A 15,930-nucleotide genomic window follows, 5' to 3' on the forward strand; every position below is an offset into this window, starting at 1 on the left:
CCCACATTAACTGAACTGTATTGGAATATAGTCATTCGTAGGGGTGCACAGATGTGTGCCCCAATTGCGTGTTCTATCCATGTCTGAAGGAATAAAATGGCACAGGGTAAAATCTTACTTAAGCCTGGAACTTTATGGACAAGTGTCAAAGAACAGACTGAACACGCTTTACAATGTGGGGCGCTGCTGTCAATTCCAACGGAATTTGAATTTGTCGAATACGATAACGTGCGCTTTTTAGTGCGGATTTTGTCTAACCTGAATCGCAAAAAAGCAGCCAAGGAGAAACAGGAAAAACAATCTGCTACATCTGGTCAAGAGTTTAATCCTTTCTTGCCTTATGAAAAGGATTTATTTGTGGCGGATATCTCCGATACCCATGTATGTATTTTAAATAAATTCAATGTTGTTGATTATCATTTGTTAATCATCACCCGTGCTTTCGAGGAACAGGAAAGCTTACTTACCCTGGAAGATTTTACGGCTATGTGGGCATGTCTGGCTGATTTTGATGGTTTAGCATTTTACAACAGTGGCAAAACCGCAGGTGCTAGTCAGCGACACAAGCACTTGCAATTAGTGCCACTACCACTTGCACCTTCAGGGCCACAGATACCTATTGAATCTTTGCTAACATCAGCACTATTTCAGGACTCAAACGTAATACCAAGACTTCCTTTTATACACGCTTTCGCATCCCTAGATCCTCATTGGATGCAATCGCCATTAGCAGGGGCCCAAGCAACACTGGAAATTTATCGCACTTTGCGTCATGCTGTGGGTTTAGATGCAAGGCAATCTGGTGCTTACAATTTGCTAGCGACACGAGAATGGATGTTGATCGTACCGCGATCGCAGGAGCATTTTCAGTCTATCTCTGTGAATTCATTAGGATTCGCTGGTGCTTTGCTAGTTCGGAATGCAGCAGAAATGCAGCTTCTCAAAGCCCAAGGGCCGATGACCATCCTCAAAAAGGTTGCTCTATCCTAATTAAGTTAGTGCGATGTCTGTCTTGAAAAGTGATGACGCTACGCACAGTCGCTAACGCTGCGCTAATGGTAGTGGCGGTATTAACCTTGCTGTGGCGAGACGTGACAGTAATCAATGAAATAACAATAATGTTAACCAAAGAAGGTTTTCTGTGGTATCAATTTAAAGTTATTATCCAGGCTTGTAAAGGTATAAAACATTTCCCGATTCTTGTTGCTTTTTGATTTTTTTTAGAGTGCGGGAGAGTGAAAAACTACAACAAATTAAATTCTATGTGGTGAGTCCAATTAGGCTTTAATTTAGGATGTTTTGCTATTATTTTATTAAATACTAGATTTATGGATTCTTCTCAGCTTGAAACAGGTGCGTCTCTTTCTATAGAAATTGCTCAGATTGCATCACCACCAACAATACTCTCTCCTACCTCAACACTCAGCCCTCCTATTTCTAAAGATGCTATTCGCACCAGTTTGAGGGCTTCCACTGTTGATGGTGTTTTCGCAGCAGTTTTCTCTATTGGCACGGGCGGAATTTTGCTAGGTAATTTCTTGGTGGAGTTGGATGCCACTCCGGTAATATTTGGCATGGTGAGTTCTATTCCCATGGTGGTGAATCTCTTTCAGCCGATGGGTGCTTATTTGTCTGAACGCAGCACTAGCCGCTTTCTGTATTCCCTTTGCACTTATGGGATTGCTAGGCTACTGTGGCTGATTTTAGTAATTGGCATTGTTAGCTTTAATGTGGGAGGGCTTAATTCCAACCAATTAGTCATATTGTCGCTCTTGATTCTCGTATGCAGCCATTTTTTAGGAGGACTAGGAGCTGCATCGTGGTTAAGTTGGATAGCAATGTTAGTGCCACGGCAATTGCGAGGTAGATATTTTGGGCTACGTAATAGTATTGCCAACTTAACCGAGTTGGTCAGCTTACCAATAGCCGGTCTAGCTGTATCACATTGGTATGGGGGATCTATCCAAGGTTATGGGGTGATTTTGCTCTTAGGCATTTTCTTTGGAATTGTGAGCTTGGGGTGTCAGTATTTTCAGGTAGATATAAATCCCCAATTACAAAATACTTATTATGCTAACTCATCTCAAACAACTGAGATTCAGTCAGACTCGGTACTAAATGAACCTGATGAGATATCTGAAGCAATCAGTCTGCCGCAAATGCCAACTCCTCCAAAGCAGATAGATAGCAGCATTTGGAAAAACTCTAACTTTTTGGTGTTTCTACTTTATTTCGGCTCATGGACATTTGCTGTTAACCTGAGTGCCCCGTTTTTTAACCTCTACTTGCTAGATACGCTGAACCTGGATGTGAGTTGGGTAACTTTCTACAACAGCCTGCGAGCAGGAGCACACATGCTGATGCTCATCGTGTGGGGTAGATTAGCGGATAAAATAGGCAATCGTCCGATTCTAATTTCTACTGGAATTCTAATTGCAGTCATACCCTGGCTGTGGCTGAAGATGGGTTCTAGTCCTCTCGACCTCTGGTTGTGGTTGCCGCTGTTACACATTTTCATTGGGGCTAATTGGGGAGGAGTTGACTTGTGTAACAACAATCTCCAGATAGAGATTGCACCAGTTAAAAATCAGTCTATCTATTTTGCCACAGCAGCAGCGGTTGCTGGGGCAAGTGGTGCTTTAGGAGCAACTATAGGTGGCTTCATTGCTCAATTTGCTGGATCTTTTGGCATCGCTGAAGTGTTTGTTGTATCTGGTATATTAAGATTAGCATCACTTGTTCCACTCATTGTTAAAAAAGATTTGGGTAGTTAGAGTGAAATTTGTTGGTTGCAAATGTGAATAAACAATGTCGCACTCAGATTGGAGATTTCTCCACCTATTAGGGAGATTTCTCCGCCTATAGAAAGAACTGCTAACTTATATCTTTACTCTATACTGAAAAAGTTTTGTGACATAGTGATAAAGTTCATGTCAGTCAAGCAGGTTCTAGAAATCTGTTATTACATAAGCTGATATGCGTTTAGTTTGCATTCTGGTCGTAGCTTCTGTTTCAATATGCAATTTGAATGCCAATTAATTTATCTGATCCAAAACAGTTAAATTTCAAAATCTGAAAAAGTTACGATGCTCAAGGTAAACACATCAAAAATCAGCCTCCAACAAGTTGAAGCTTTCGAGCGAGACGGTGTTATATGCGTCAAAAATGTTTTAGATAACATTTGGGTAGAACGGATGCGAACAGCCGTTGATAAGAATGTATTAATCCCCGGCCCTTTAGAAGCTAAGGGCATCCCCAAATCAGAAGGTCATGTGGAACATAGCAGTAGCTTATGGCTCACCGATGCTGATTTCCGTGCTTTGGCTTTTGAATCTCCGCTAGCAACGCTTGCTGCTCAAGTCTTGAAATCGGAAAAACTGAACTTTTTGACTGACGGTTTCTTTGTTAAAAAACCAAAAACAAAAAGCCGTGTTGGGTGGCATAACGACCTACCTTACTGGCCTATACAAGGCTGGCAGTGTTGTAAAATTTGGTTGGCTTTAGATAGTGTCAACCAAGAAAATGGTCGATTAGAGTATATCAAAGCCTCTCACCGATGGGGCAAAGAGTTACGTGAGGGATCAAACCCCTTGTGGTTTGTAGAGCCAAATCCGCAGGAAATTTTATCTTGGGATATGGAGCCTGGAGATTGCTTGGTTCATCATTTTCTAACAATTCATCATTCTGCAACCAATATATCTTTAACACAACGACGTGCAGTGGTGACAAATTGGACTGGCGATGATATTACTTACTATGACCGTCCGAAAGCATGGCCTTTCAGACCTGTTGAAGAAATTGATCTACCAGAATTAAATTCATTCAAAACCAAAAAAACTGGTGAGCCGATAGATTGCGATATATTTCCGAGAGTTGAACCACATTGTTAATTGGTGCAAATCAATAATTTGATCGAATTGAAAAATGATTTGTACTAATATTTAACATCTTTGATCCTGCTTAGTTAGCCTTAAGTTTCTGTTAGTAAATAAACAGTTAAATCAACAATGATTAAGCCTCTATTAGTTAACACTTACGATCCCAAGGGAGGAGCAGGAGCTGCTCGTGCTGCTTATCGGCTACATCAGGAACTATTGAGGTTAGAAATTGATTCTCAGATGCTAATTCAAGATAAAAGAATAGCTGACCCTACTCTGGTCAGTTCTTCTAATAAGATAGCCAAAGCAATGTGGAAATATCGTCCAATTATAAATGATTTACCATTAAAATTTTATAAAAATAGGCAACGTAACCCTGTATTTTTTCGCCTCCAATGGCTCCCTAATACAGTTACGTCGCAAATTGCTGGACTTGAGCCAGATATCATTAACCTGAATTGGATATGTGACGGATTTATACCAATTGAAGCACTGGCAAAATTTAAGAAGCCTATTGTTTGGACATTTCATGATATGTGGGCATTCACAGGTGGATGCTGCTATTCTTTAGGGTGCGATCGCTATACAAAATCTTGTGGAAATTGCCCTCAACTCGGTAGCAAGCATAGCTGGGATTTATCTCGCTGGGTTTGGCAACGTAAAACTAAAGCATGGCAAAATCTCAAGCTTACTATTGTTACTCCTAGTAATTGGCTGGCTGAATGTGCTAAATCCAGTTCACTATTTTCAAATAGTGATATCAGAGTTATTCCTTACGGATTAAATCTCAGCATTTATAAACCAACAAATAGTCAAATAGCCAGAAATTTACTGAGCCTGCCACAAAATAAGCAACTAATTCTATTCGGAGCAATCAACGCAACTAGCAATTTCAGAAAAGGATTTGATCTATTGCAATCAGCTTTGCAAAAATTGAGTCAGTCTGAGTGGAAAGATAAGATTGAACTGATTGTTTTTGGTTCATCTCAACCTCAAGATCCAGTTTATTTAGGTTTTAAGGTACACTATTTAGGCCAAATTGATGATGAAAATAAGCTAGCCCTTCTCTATGCATCTGCGGATGTGATGATTGTGCCATCAATTGAAGAAGCTTATGGACTAACTGCTTCTGAATCCATGTCCTGCGGTACACCTGTGGTTTCTTTTGATTCAACGGGACTCAAAGATATCGTTGAACATCAAAAAAATGGATATCGAGCGCAATGTTTTAGTTGTGATGACTTAGCAAATGGTATTGTCTGGGTAATAGAGAACAAAGAACGGCATCAAAAACTTCGCGATCGCGCTCGTGAGAAAGCCGAACAAGAATTTGCACTCGAACTACAAGCACATCGTTACTTATCCCTCTTTGAGGAAATGGTTACGCATTAATTTAACAATCACTGACTAGAAATTAAAAACCTTTTGAAAGCGTTGCCCTATATACGTTAACGTGAGTTCGACAGCAGGCGTTGACAAAGCGATCGCTGCCTCAACCGACTCTGAATTAGCGATCGCTCTCTTACACGCTATAAGGAGAATAACCTATGCTAAAAAATTCACTAGCAATTCTGCAACACCTTTTTATTACTACCCAACGTTTCATTGATAGCCGTAATTAATAACTCATTTAGAGGAATTCCCGCTGCTTTCGCCATAGAGGAAATAACACTTTTGGGGGCAAAAGAACAATACAACCCGGCTTCTAAGAACCAAGGTTCTCCTTTTGGGTCGATCCGGAAGTCAAATAAACTGTAGTGACGACAACCCAAAGCCTGATGGCACTTCTTAGCCACTTGCTGAACCTTTTGGGTAATTGGGTCGTTCGGGTCTACGATCCAAGACTTCTTATTATCTTTAGCAGCAAAACCCAAGTTGCCATCGTCCGTTTGTTTGAGTTTATCAGCATGGTTGCGGATGGGTTTTTCGTGGGAGTCTAACAGATACTCTTCAAGGGGTAAATCCACTAGCTCCCCATCTTTGACAATGATGCCGCATCTGACTTCTCGACCTAGTTCGATGAATGCTTCTACGATCACCTCATCTGCATATTCAAATGCTTTCTTCAGAGCAGCATCATAGTCAGTAGCCTCTTTGACTAAGGTCACCCCTAAAGAGTTGTCGGAACTTACGGGTTTAATGATTGCTGGAGGTGTAATTGTTGGAACATCTCCTTGGCGAAGCAGTTCTCCACGAGGCACTTTCACCCCTGCTGCTTCGACAATTGCTTTGGTTCTGGCTTTATGGGCCGTTATTGCCATGATATCTGGAGTATTGCCTATGTAAGGGATCTGGAGCAGATCGAATAAAGCGCGGTATTCAGTCATTCCAGGGATACAAAACATTTGTGGTAACACGAGGTCAATGTTTTGCGCTGTTATAAACTGTATGGCATCAGACAGAGGAATCGGTTTGGTAACAGCAATATCTTCTCGACTGAGGGAAGGAGGAAATCGCCAGTGGCGATCGGGTGTGATGTATGCAATCTGGAAGTCATAACGCGATCGATCTACTGTTCCTGCTAGACAGTCTTGGGCGTAAAGGCGTGACAAATCACAGTAAAAATTATTATGTGCAGACCCAACTAAATGAAGGATACGAAGTACTGGCATGATTCATCTTCCTATGTATTGTTAAAATTTATATAGGGATTCTCGGTTGAGTGGGCTACAAGAACCCCACCCGCCTCTTCGAGCTACGGTGTAGACACATCTTGGTAATGAAGCCCAAACCCTGGATTTCCCCCCTTGGCAAGGGGGGAAATCATCCGGTTCTCCCCCTTGCCAAGAGGGAGTTAGAGGGGGTCAGGAGAAGTTGTGTGTACACCGTAGGCAAGCGAGGAGGGGGCTATGATGTACTGAATTCTTCTTTAATTTACGAATTATTTTAATCGCCACCTAATTCAACTAGTTTGCCAATGTTGAAGTCTATTTTTACCCAGCCTTTGAGTTGTTGCAGATTCTTCAGCAAAAGCAAGGGAATCTGCCAGTGATGCAAAGTCAAAAATGGCACGGGGTCATCAAGGCAGTAGATAGCATCAGTGCCTCGCACTATGGTCTTAACCGATGTTTGCAATTGTTCCCAGGAGCGGAAACCAGTTAGTCGCCAGATTTCGTGATATATCCAGTAGGTGGGCTTACTACTTGTTAGGGGTTCCAGGGGTGCATCTAGGGGAGTTTTTCCAAAATAGGCGTTTGCAACACCAGGATGATTGTAGAACATTGTGATCGCTGAATGCGTGCGGGGATTGCATTCAATAGCGTAAGCTGTACCGTCTTCAGCTTGGATAAAGTCGAAAGATACTTGTCCAGTCAGTCCCAAACTCTTGACGAAGTGTTGCACCCATTCACGGATTTGAGGATTTTCGACATTTTCATAGTTAATCTGAAAGGCAGAAGAGTTTGAACAGCAATGCAATCTTAATTCCCCGTCCCGCACTGTACTATGAGTGCATAATTCTTTGCCAGGAATAAACTCTTGCATAATCCAAGGTTTTTCTGGACTGATAGGTAAACTGTTGACAAAAGCTGCTGTCTCTTCTGGAGTGTCGCAAGGAAGTTTGGTTAAATCTAAACGGCGAACGGAGTCGTAAGATATACTTTTAAGAATATATTTGCGGGTTTCTTGACTGAAGTCAAATTTAATAACTTGTTGAGGATCTGTAATTTTAAATGACTTGGGGACAGATAAACCAAGCGATCGCGCTCGATCGGTGAAGGCAAATTTATCATCCAACATCTTGGTTATATCTGCATCAAAATGGAAAACTTCGCAGTATTCTGATAGTGCAGGCTTTGCTAAAGAGTCATAATAGCTAGCTACGGGACTGCATACAGGTACGTAAACGTCAACCTTTTCTTGCTTGACAATTTCTACTAGCGCCTGAATATAGCCTTCTGGATCTTCTTGCGGAGCCGGAACTGTGTAAAAACGACTCACCGCCTTTGAGAATCTATGGCCAGACAACCAGTATTTGTGACCTTCAATCAAAATAACTCTGTGTCCTGCTGCATGGAAGGAGCGGGCAAGTTGCAATGCTTTAGTCATCTTGGCTCCACTTACCAAGATAGTCTGAGGATGAGCAGCTACGACAGCTTTTTTCGTAAACGGCGATCGCCCAATGCTCCACAGCAAAGATATCAATACTATAAAAGCATTGAGCGGCAAGGCTATTAGTAATAATGTCAGAGTACCGAGAGTCTTGAATAGAGCCACTGCCTTTACCCTGACACCTGTTGAGGGCGTTGTAGATTGAGGCAGAGATAAGGAGATTGATTGTGCCATAAGTTTTTGGAAGTAGAAGGAGCAGGGGAGGCAGGGGGGCAGGGGAGCAGGGGAGGCAGGGGGGCAGGGAGCAGGGGGCAGGGGGAGAAAGAATTATTTCCTTGTCCCCTTGTCCGTTTGTCCCCTGATTACGCCACGCGTCTAATCAAGGTCACACCATCTCGTATGGGTAACAGAACTTGCTCTACACGAGGATCGGCGGCGACAACACGGTTGAACTGAGCGATCGCTTCACCATTGGCGGTACGTTGTTCGGGTGGTAGGTAAACTTGTCCCTGCAACAAAGTGTTATCCACGCAGATTAAGCCGTCGGGAGCCAGCAACTCACTATCCAAGATAGTCTGGAAGTACTCTACATACTCCTTTTTATCGGCATCGATGAAGATTAAATCAAATGATTCTTTTCTTGCTGCGAGCTTGTGGAGTGTTTCTAGGGCAGGTGCTACTTCCACAACGATTTTGCTGCCGTGGGGAGACTCACTAAAGCAAGCTTGAGCAAATTGAGCTACATAGGAGTCAACTTCACAACCTATGAGTTGCCCATCGCTTGGTAGTGCCTCTGCCATTGCCAAGGCTGAATATCCTGTGAACATTCCTACTTCTAGGATGCGCTTTGCCTTGGTCATGTGAACAAACATTTTCAATGTCTGTCCTTCTAGATGTCCTGACAGCATCTCCTGTTCTAGTTGACGCACTGTTTCACCATCGCTGAAACGTTTGCTCCAGTCTTCTTTACTGGTTTTTTGCGCCAATGCTGTCAATGCACTAGATTCTGGGGTGGTGTAATCATCCAGATAGGGATCTAAACCTGCGGCTAATTGAACTCCCTGACGCAGAGAATCTAATATTTCTACGGGAATGTTGCTCTCTTCTGCTAATTTGAGAGTTTGCTGTAGCTGGGCTACTAAGATGCTGTGTGGGGTTATTGGTCTAGCTGTTTCTCGTCCTAAAACACTGGTCATGTTTTCACACCCCCAAGAGCTTGGCTTCTTGACTTTCAATGTATGCGTCAACGCCTTCTCCGCCACGAGGGTATTTAGCACAAAGACGTTTATGTTCAGCTAAGGCCGCATCTAGTTCTTCACGAGTCAGATCGTTGACAAAGAAGCACTCACCAATAGGACAAGGCATAGCTGCACGTAGTTTACCGTCTCGCGTCAAGCTTATAGACTGGGTAGCGTACCACAATAAATCTCCATCTAGTAGAGGATGATCGAGTGATAAACCTATACGACTCATCAAGTCTAGGATGCGATCGCGCTCCTCTGTTGGAATATAGCCTCGTTGTGCTGCAATGGTTGCAGATAAAGCCATATCTATATTGACGGCATGACCATGATATAGAGGTGTATGAGGCGCTAATTCTAGGGTAGGACTCCAAGTGTGACCGTAGGCAATGACGCGATCGAGGTCTATTTCATGCAAGTTTGGAGTCTCTAACTCCAGCATGGTTTTGATTGCCTCATAGTTGAGTTTATGGGCAATTTCTTTGAGTTCCGGTGTCCCATTCACGTGTCCAAAGTGAGTGGAAAGCAGTTCTTCGCCATATTCGTATAGCAGTTCAAAGACTTCAGAGTTAGAAACTACAGCGATTTTCACCAACTCTGCCATTCCATTGCGGACTTGAGCCGTTGGCAAGGTTTTCAAAAATGAGAAATCGAGGATCACTTTCAAAGGTGCATGATATGCTCCCAAGCGATTTTTCAACTTGCGATGATTAACTGCTACCTTAATTGCTACACCTGCATCGATTAAACCAATCAATGTGGTAGGAATGCGAATGAAATTACTCTTGCGACGGTAAGCAGCGCAAGCAAACCCAGCCACATCAGTAATTAGACCACCACCGACAACTAAGACTGGTTCCTTACGAACTAAGCCAAAGTCCGAAAAAGCGTCAATAATTTTCTCAAAGCTTGCAAGGGTTTTAGCTGGCTCTGTAATGATGATCGGAAATACTGTGAGATCAATGTCATAGTGTCTAAAATATGACTTGATCTGCTTGCCATAAAGTTCATAGACATTTGCATCAATTACAGTCAGACAGCGACCAAATTTCGCATAGCTATCTGCAATCTCTCTATTTTTAATATCAAATGCACCGTTTACATAGACAAGGCTAAAATCGATTTTTTCGTAACCTTGCACGTGAAACGCAGCTTCCGTAGCTTCAAAGGATGCTTGAACCTTATTCATGTCTGTTGACCTTTATTTATTGCGACTAAAAAGTTGGGAGATTTCGGTAATAATTGCCATTTACCCTAATGCACGCCAGCAAGAAATTATGCTCTTTATCCTTTCAGATTAAAGGCACTATAAAATAAGCTTTAAATAAAAAAGCTTACTTGTACTGCTGACTGGCAATGTTATTAAACAACACCATTCATTTGAGTAAATTCTGTAGGTGGGTTAACCTTTAATTTAATTCGGCTTAACCTCAAGCTAGTCAACTAGCCCTACTAGCAAGATATTGGCATAATACTTGCCTGGTTCTTTCGAGATTGTTGACTTTAATTTTGTGAAATTTATCTTAATTAAGAAAGATTTATTTCACCATGTTTAACTCTAATGGCTTTCCAACTGTACGATTCCGCAAAAATTCTACCCGATAAAACTGTTCGTATCGTTGATCTCCAAGCTTGAATTTAAGATTAGAACCCTGATTAATCGTTAGATCGCTGTTCTTTAGCATTAGTATCAAACCTTATATCACTAAACTCGCTACATTTTATTTGGTTCAGAATGAGAGTAGACTTTTAGGAAGCTTATCTGAATTTTCGTTAACTCCACTATGTTTGTCTCTACCAACTTTCTGACCGTTAGACTTTCCAAAACTCTTATCTTAGTAAACTATTCATAGTTGTCTATTATTGTCTATCTCCAGGCTGACATTTTAGATTAGAGGAATAATTAATCCTCAGCTAGCTGTTTTTTAGCATTAGTCTCAAACCATAAAATGGCTAAAAACAAATATGAATTACTACACTCTATGCAGAATGACAGTAGAATCTCTCTTCCATTTCATCAAGTTAATTGCTCAGTATTTAACATACCTACCTCAGTAACTCTTGAAAATTCAGAATTTAAGTATATCTGAATTACTGGTAACAAAACTTTAACATTATTAAGGAACGGTTGTGTATTAAAAAATTTCTAAGTTTGCTTGAATTGGCTTTCTAGTTCTATCTAAATTAGGTTAATTTAGCTTAAACCAGCAAATATTTACTGGTTAGTAACTTAAAAGCTTAATACAAATCATAACATTAGAACTATACAAATCATAATATATGTAAATATATTTAAGTCAATCCACCATATGAAGTGTAATAAGCAAGCAGATATTTTTAATAAAGTATGTCTAAAGATAGATATTTTATATAGCAGCCATATTTAGGGTGCTTATTAGTAATATAATACTCCACCGTCGATGAAAAGCTTCTCTTGCGAAAGCGTTAAAGCATAACAGAGTAAGATTCTTTTTGCTCAAAGGGGCGGTTTCTGGCTGCCGCTTGCCGTTTTTTCATTTGTGTCGGGGTTTCATCTTTTGGTAGCTTCTGTTTTGACTCTCGATTCCAAAGCTTTTGCCACAGCAGACCTAACAGATTTATCTTTTTCAGCTTCTATAGCTGGAAAGGTCAGGTAATAAAACCTGAGAATTACCTCCACAATTCACAGTCAACGTGATAATTTGGGCATCTTGTAAATTGTCGCTACTTATGGCTGCACCGTTTCCAGAATTCATCGCATAGGCTGGAAAGCACGCTGCACTTAAACTTAGACGCAAGGCGTTACCTTTAGCAATTCGCGCACAAGTCGGTTGCAGTTGAATTGTTGTAGAGACCTTACTTGCACCGTCTCTACAATGTACATAACCTTGGGTCAAATTATACACGCACCCATCAGAATGTACTTCTGATAGCACCGCGCATAAATCATAACTAGGTTGGTCGGCAGTACATGAGATTTTTACCACCACATCTCCTGCCAAATGTAAATTTTCTACCAAGGGTTCACTAGTGTAAGTTAAGACATCGGAACGGCAATCAATATGCGATCGCTCAAATACACCCGCAGGAATCGCCGCATGACCACCCAAAGCCGGAACTGGTCGCCAAGGGTCATGAACTAATACATCTAAGGATATGGGGCATGGGTCATTGGAAAGGGTTCCGGAGTCTTCGCGGATGCTGGCAAGTCCAGTTGTTGATAAAAAATAGGATTTGTGGGTTGGTGTTGGTAAATTGGGGAAAGTGCGCCACAAATTACTTCCCATCTCGAATAAGCAAACAGGTGACTCATCCAATAAACCTGTATTTTCGTCTTTGAGAAACTGATCGAACCAGCGGACTTGCATCTGATCTACGGGACTTGCCGCTTTGACACCAAAGTCAATTTCACCAACTTTGCGACCCCAAGGCAAATGTGCCCAAGGCCCAACTAACAAATGTTGGGGTTTAGGGCTACGAACTGCCATATCCTTATATAAATGCAAAGTGCCGCGCAGGTAGGTATCAAACCATCCTCCGATGTGGAACATGGGCAAATCAACAGCTTGCAAGTGCTGTTTTGGCGAAAGTTTTTCCCAGTATGCATCTGGTTGGGAATGTGCCAGCCACCCATGATAAAACGAATCAGGGGCAAGTTGTTGGAGAAGTTCTGGATTAGTCAAAGGCAGATTCCGAGACGCGGCAAATAAAGCTTGATAAGCTGTTTTATCTCCTCGCAAACGGGCGCTTTCTGTAGCTAATTGAAATGCCCAAGCGAGATTAGTTTGTAAACAGAATGCACCTCCTTCATAAGCCCAATCTGTGTACAAATCATAGCCAATCATCGCAGGGCAAATCGTTGTCAGGGCATCGGGCTGATTAACTGCCGCATATAGCTGAGTCATTCCTTGATAGGAAAAGCCATACATACCAACTTTGCCATTGCTAGAGGGTAGACTTGCTGCCCAATTTACGGCATCTTCGCCATCTGTAATTTCGTGAGTAAATAGCTGAAATTCACCTTCAGAAGTGCCGCGTCCTCGGACATCTTGAATTACTACGATGTAACCGTGGGCAGCATACCAAGTAGGATGGGCATAAACAACAGTGGATGCGATCGCTCGTCCGTAGGGTTGTCGCATCAATAATACAGGAAATTCCCCATCGGCATCGGGACGATAGATGTCTGCATCCAAGCGGACTCCATCACGTGTTTGCATGGAGGCGGTTTGTTTGGGAAGGACTTTGAGCATGGATACGATCGGGGAAATTTAAAAACACGTATATGTAGCGATCGCTATTGCTTAGGCACACTACTCGGATAAGCGTTTTTCCAGCATTGCAGAGAAAGCGGGATGATTTGGCAACTTCTAAAATTCCCCCCCTGCTTCCTCTGCTCCCCCTGCTTCCCCTGCTCTCCTAAACAGATAAATTTCTTAAACGAGCTTATCTAGTTAATGGCTGTTAATTTTCTCTCTAAATCAAATAAAAAGCCGTGGATATATTCCTCAGTCCATTCGGTACCATAGAAGCGTTTGAACATCCCTCGCGCTGGGTCTTTTTCAGCCCGATATCGCAGGTATCGCAGTTGGGCTTGCTCAATGGCTGCTAAATTTTGGGAATCTGTTACAGCTTCTGCCTGCTCCACGAAATCTAGATAAGCTTTCAAATAGTCTTTAAAAGCGGCAAATACCTGAGTTTCTACTACAGCCGTTTCTTGGGGACGAGTCCACAAAAAAGCGGGAGAGAAAAAGGGTCGTGCTTCTTCTGGAAAATCTCCTCCCCAAGACAGATGCTGTTGATGGGCATGGAAAATGGGCAGAATTGGTTCAGTATATTTTGCCTGATATGCTGGCTCATCGCGAAATAAGGGCTGCATATCCAAAGCAATTAGATGTCCTCCTGGCAATGTCACCAAATCTGCCCCAAAAAAGGGTAAATCGTAGTTGAGACGGGGGAAAATCACAAAATTCAGTACTTGCAGTGAATTGCCACCCTGCACGTGAGCTGCACGAATTTGCCGCAATTTTGCGGTTTGAAAACCATAACTAGTGGTGACAACCTCTTCCTGATTCTTTCCCTTGCCCACAACAGCACTCTTGGACTCAAACCCAGCGGGGATAGGATAGGGTTGTAAATCCAAGCGCGATCGCATGTAGGCGATCGCATAATCGAGAAATGGTTGATAGAGTGTCACGTCGCTTCGCTCCGAATTCAAAATTCAAAATTCAAAATTAATAATCCCCAAAGCCCAATGCCGATTATCTTTTGCTAGCACCGACTGCTAAAGGAACAGCATCTTCAAATAAGAATTCATGGAGAAAGCGCTCTGCCCATTCGTGACCAAAGTAACTGCTAAACAAACCAGATGCTGGATCGCGGTCTGCACTATATTGGTCATAGTCTTTTTGGGCTTTGACAATCCGCTGGATATCTTCAGGGTCATCGAGCGGTTCGGCATCTGCTAACATTTGCCAATACAAGTTTAAATAATCCTGAAAAGCTTCAAAGACTCGCGTTGCTACTGTTTCAGGATCGGTTTTGGCAAACAATAGGTATTTAGAAAAATACTGGTTGGCATCGTAAAACTTCATTTCTAAGTTTTGCGCCAAATCAGGGTATTTATCATGAAGAGATTTCAGCGGAACTATATATTTTTTCTGATAATCTTCATCCTGAAATAAAGGCTGAAAGTCAAGCACAATCAGATTTTTGACTTTACCAAAGGATAAAAAATCAATCCCTAACAGAGGTAAATCGTAGTGATGACTAGGATAAACCACGCTGTTAAAAATTTGGGCACTCTCCCCGGCGTCTATATAGGTATAGCGAATTTTCCGCAACTCTTGACATTGGTGACACCAACTGCGAATAGTTGCTGGGTTTCTGCCGCGATCGCTAACTTTGAATTCCAAACCAGGGGGAATGTCCCTACTTTGTAAATCAAACCGCTGAAATAGCTCTTTTTCTAAAAATTCCAGGAAAGGCTTATACATGGAGCATGATTTGTTAACCCTTGCATGAAAATAAGTGATGTCAATCATGCACGTCTCATTTATGAGAAACAAAGCAACATTCCTTAATGGGGCATTGGGAATTGGGAAGAAGCAGGGGAGCAGGGGGCAGGGGGGAGAATAAAAATTACCTCTTTCACCTCTGCTCCCTGCTCCCTGCCCCTCTGCCTCTTCCCCACTCCCGACTAACGCCTAGCATGATTCTGGCTGATCATTTGCTCCAGGAGTTCTTGGGAAACACAACGACGCTCAGAACAATAAGTCATTAAGTTGATTCCGTTCATCATTCGTACGGTACTGACCCTGACACGAAAATCATTCGTAACAAACCAACAACGTTCCTGACCTTGATTATTGTCATAGTCAGTATCAATTGTCAGCACTCCATCATCGGCAAACCGATATCGGCTCACAACCGGAATGCTCTCAACATAGCCTTGGTTGCGGATCAGTTTTCCAGAACGTCTCGTTTCGTCGGGAACATCAACCAAAATGGCAGCATTATCGGTATTCGGTAGCCTGGTATCTAGGTTAGCCTGCCATGCAAAGCTAGCAGCGCCTGTTGCTTTAGTAGGGTCTATCCCTTGGGCTGTACAGACTTCTTGGACTTTCGGATCATCCTTTTCCATAACTTTAATGATCAAATTCGACTCCCCCGACTCATCCGCCGCCGAGTCAAAATGATGAACGGAGCGTTCCGTAAACCATGTTCCCTCACTTTTACGGAAGAAGTCGATCATTGTCAAGGGCGGTATTAAATGCATCTGT

General features: G+C 42.3%; 13 protein-coding genes. 5 read left to right on the forward strand and 8 right to left on the reverse strand.

Going from position 1 to position 15,930, the window contains the following annotated elements; translation table 11 throughout:
* Positions 1 to 96: 96 nt before the first annotated feature.
* The 5 genes from RM347_RS07660 to RM347_RS07680 all read left to right on the forward strand — a co-directional run bounded on the left by RM347_RS07660 (position 97) and on the right by RM347_RS07680 (position 5,270).
* Entirely contained in the window at positions 97 to 990 is an 894-nt protein-coding gene (locus RM347_RS07660; RefSeq protein WP_322719202.1) for an ATP adenylyltransferase family protein, read from the forward strand.
* A gap of 32 nt (positions 991 to 1,022) precedes the next feature.
* Positions 1,023 to 1,214: a hypothetical protein gene (locus RM347_RS07665; RefSeq protein WP_322719252.1), complete on the forward strand. Its 192-nt coding sequence runs from the start codon at positions 1,023 to 1,025 to the stop codon at positions 1,212 to 1,214.
* A gap of 114 nt (positions 1,215 to 1,328) precedes the next feature.
* Entirely contained in the window at positions 1,329 to 2,774 is a 1,446-nt protein-coding gene (locus tag RM347_RS07670; protein WP_322719203.1) for an MFS transporter, read from the forward strand.
* Positions 2,775 to 3,086: 312 nt separating this feature from the next.
* On the forward strand, positions 3,087 to 3,890 hold the full coding sequence (locus RM347_RS07675) for a phytanoyl-CoA dioxygenase family protein (protein ID WP_322719204.1): 804 nt from the start codon (positions 3,087 to 3,089) through the stop codon (positions 3,888 to 3,890).
* 117 nt (positions 3,891 to 4,007) lie between these two features.
* On the forward strand, positions 4,008 to 5,270 hold the full coding sequence (locus tag RM347_RS07680) for a glycosyltransferase family 4 protein (RefSeq protein WP_322719205.1): 1,263 nt from the start codon (positions 4,008 to 4,010) through the stop codon (positions 5,268 to 5,270).
* Positions 5,271 to 5,440: 170 nt separating this feature from the next.
* Here the strand turns inward: RM347_RS07680 and RM347_RS07685 are convergent, their stop codons facing one another.
* From RM347_RS07685 to RM347_RS07720, 8 genes are all read right to left on the reverse strand, one after another.
* Complete coding sequence (locus RM347_RS07685; RefSeq protein ID WP_322719206.1) at positions 5,441 to 6,490, reverse strand: D-alanine--D-alanine ligase family protein; 1,050 nt, start codon at positions 6,488 to 6,490, stop codon at positions 5,441 to 5,443.
* A 274-nt stretch (positions 6,491 to 6,764) separates the two neighbouring features.
* A complete protein-coding gene (locus RM347_RS07690) occupies positions 6,765 to 8,162 on the reverse strand; it encodes an ATP-grasp domain-containing protein (RefSeq protein WP_322719207.1) in 1,398 nt (465 codons plus the stop codon).
* 128 nt (positions 8,163 to 8,290) lie between these two features.
* On the reverse strand, positions 8,291 to 9,124 hold the full coding sequence (locus tag RM347_RS07695; RefSeq protein WP_322719208.1) for an O-methyltransferase: 834 nt from the start codon (positions 9,122 to 9,124) through the stop codon (positions 8,291 to 8,293).
* A gap of 4 nt (positions 9,125 to 9,128) precedes the next feature.
* A complete protein-coding gene (locus RM347_RS07700) occupies positions 9,129 to 10,358 on the reverse strand; it encodes a sedoheptulose 7-phosphate cyclase (RefSeq protein WP_322719209.1) in 1,230 nt (409 codons plus the stop codon).
* A gap of 1,417 nt (positions 10,359 to 11,775) precedes the next feature.
* Complete coding sequence (locus RM347_RS07705; RefSeq protein WP_322719210.1) at positions 11,776 to 13,401, reverse strand: CocE/NonD family hydrolase; 1,626 nt, start codon at positions 13,399 to 13,401, stop codon at positions 11,776 to 11,778.
* Positions 13,402 to 13,598: 197 nt separating this feature from the next.
* On the reverse strand, positions 13,599 to 14,345 hold the full coding sequence (locus tag RM347_RS07710; RefSeq protein WP_322719211.1) for a phycoerythrobilin:ferredoxin oxidoreductase: 747 nt from the start codon (positions 14,343 to 14,345) through the stop codon (positions 13,599 to 13,601).
* A gap of 64 nt (positions 14,346 to 14,409) precedes the next feature.
* The gene (locus RM347_RS07715) at positions 14,410 to 15,144 is read right to left on the reverse strand and encodes a 15,16-dihydrobiliverdin:ferredoxin oxidoreductase (RefSeq protein WP_322719212.1); all 735 of its coding nucleotides are present in this window, start codon (positions 15,142 to 15,144) and stop codon (positions 14,410 to 14,412) included.
* Between the two features lie 203 nt (positions 15,145 to 15,347).
* Positions 15,348 to 15,926, reverse strand: a complete 579-nt coding sequence (locus RM347_RS07720; RefSeq protein WP_322719213.1) for a phycobiliprotein lyase — start codon at positions 15,924 to 15,926, stop codon at positions 15,348 to 15,350.
* Positions 15,927 to 15,930 lie beyond the last annotated feature (4 nt).

This window comes from Nostoc sp. ChiQUE02, from assembly GCF_034531305.2.
Lineage (GTDB): Bacteria > Cyanobacteriota > Cyanobacteriia > Cyanobacteriales > Nostocaceae > Nostoc.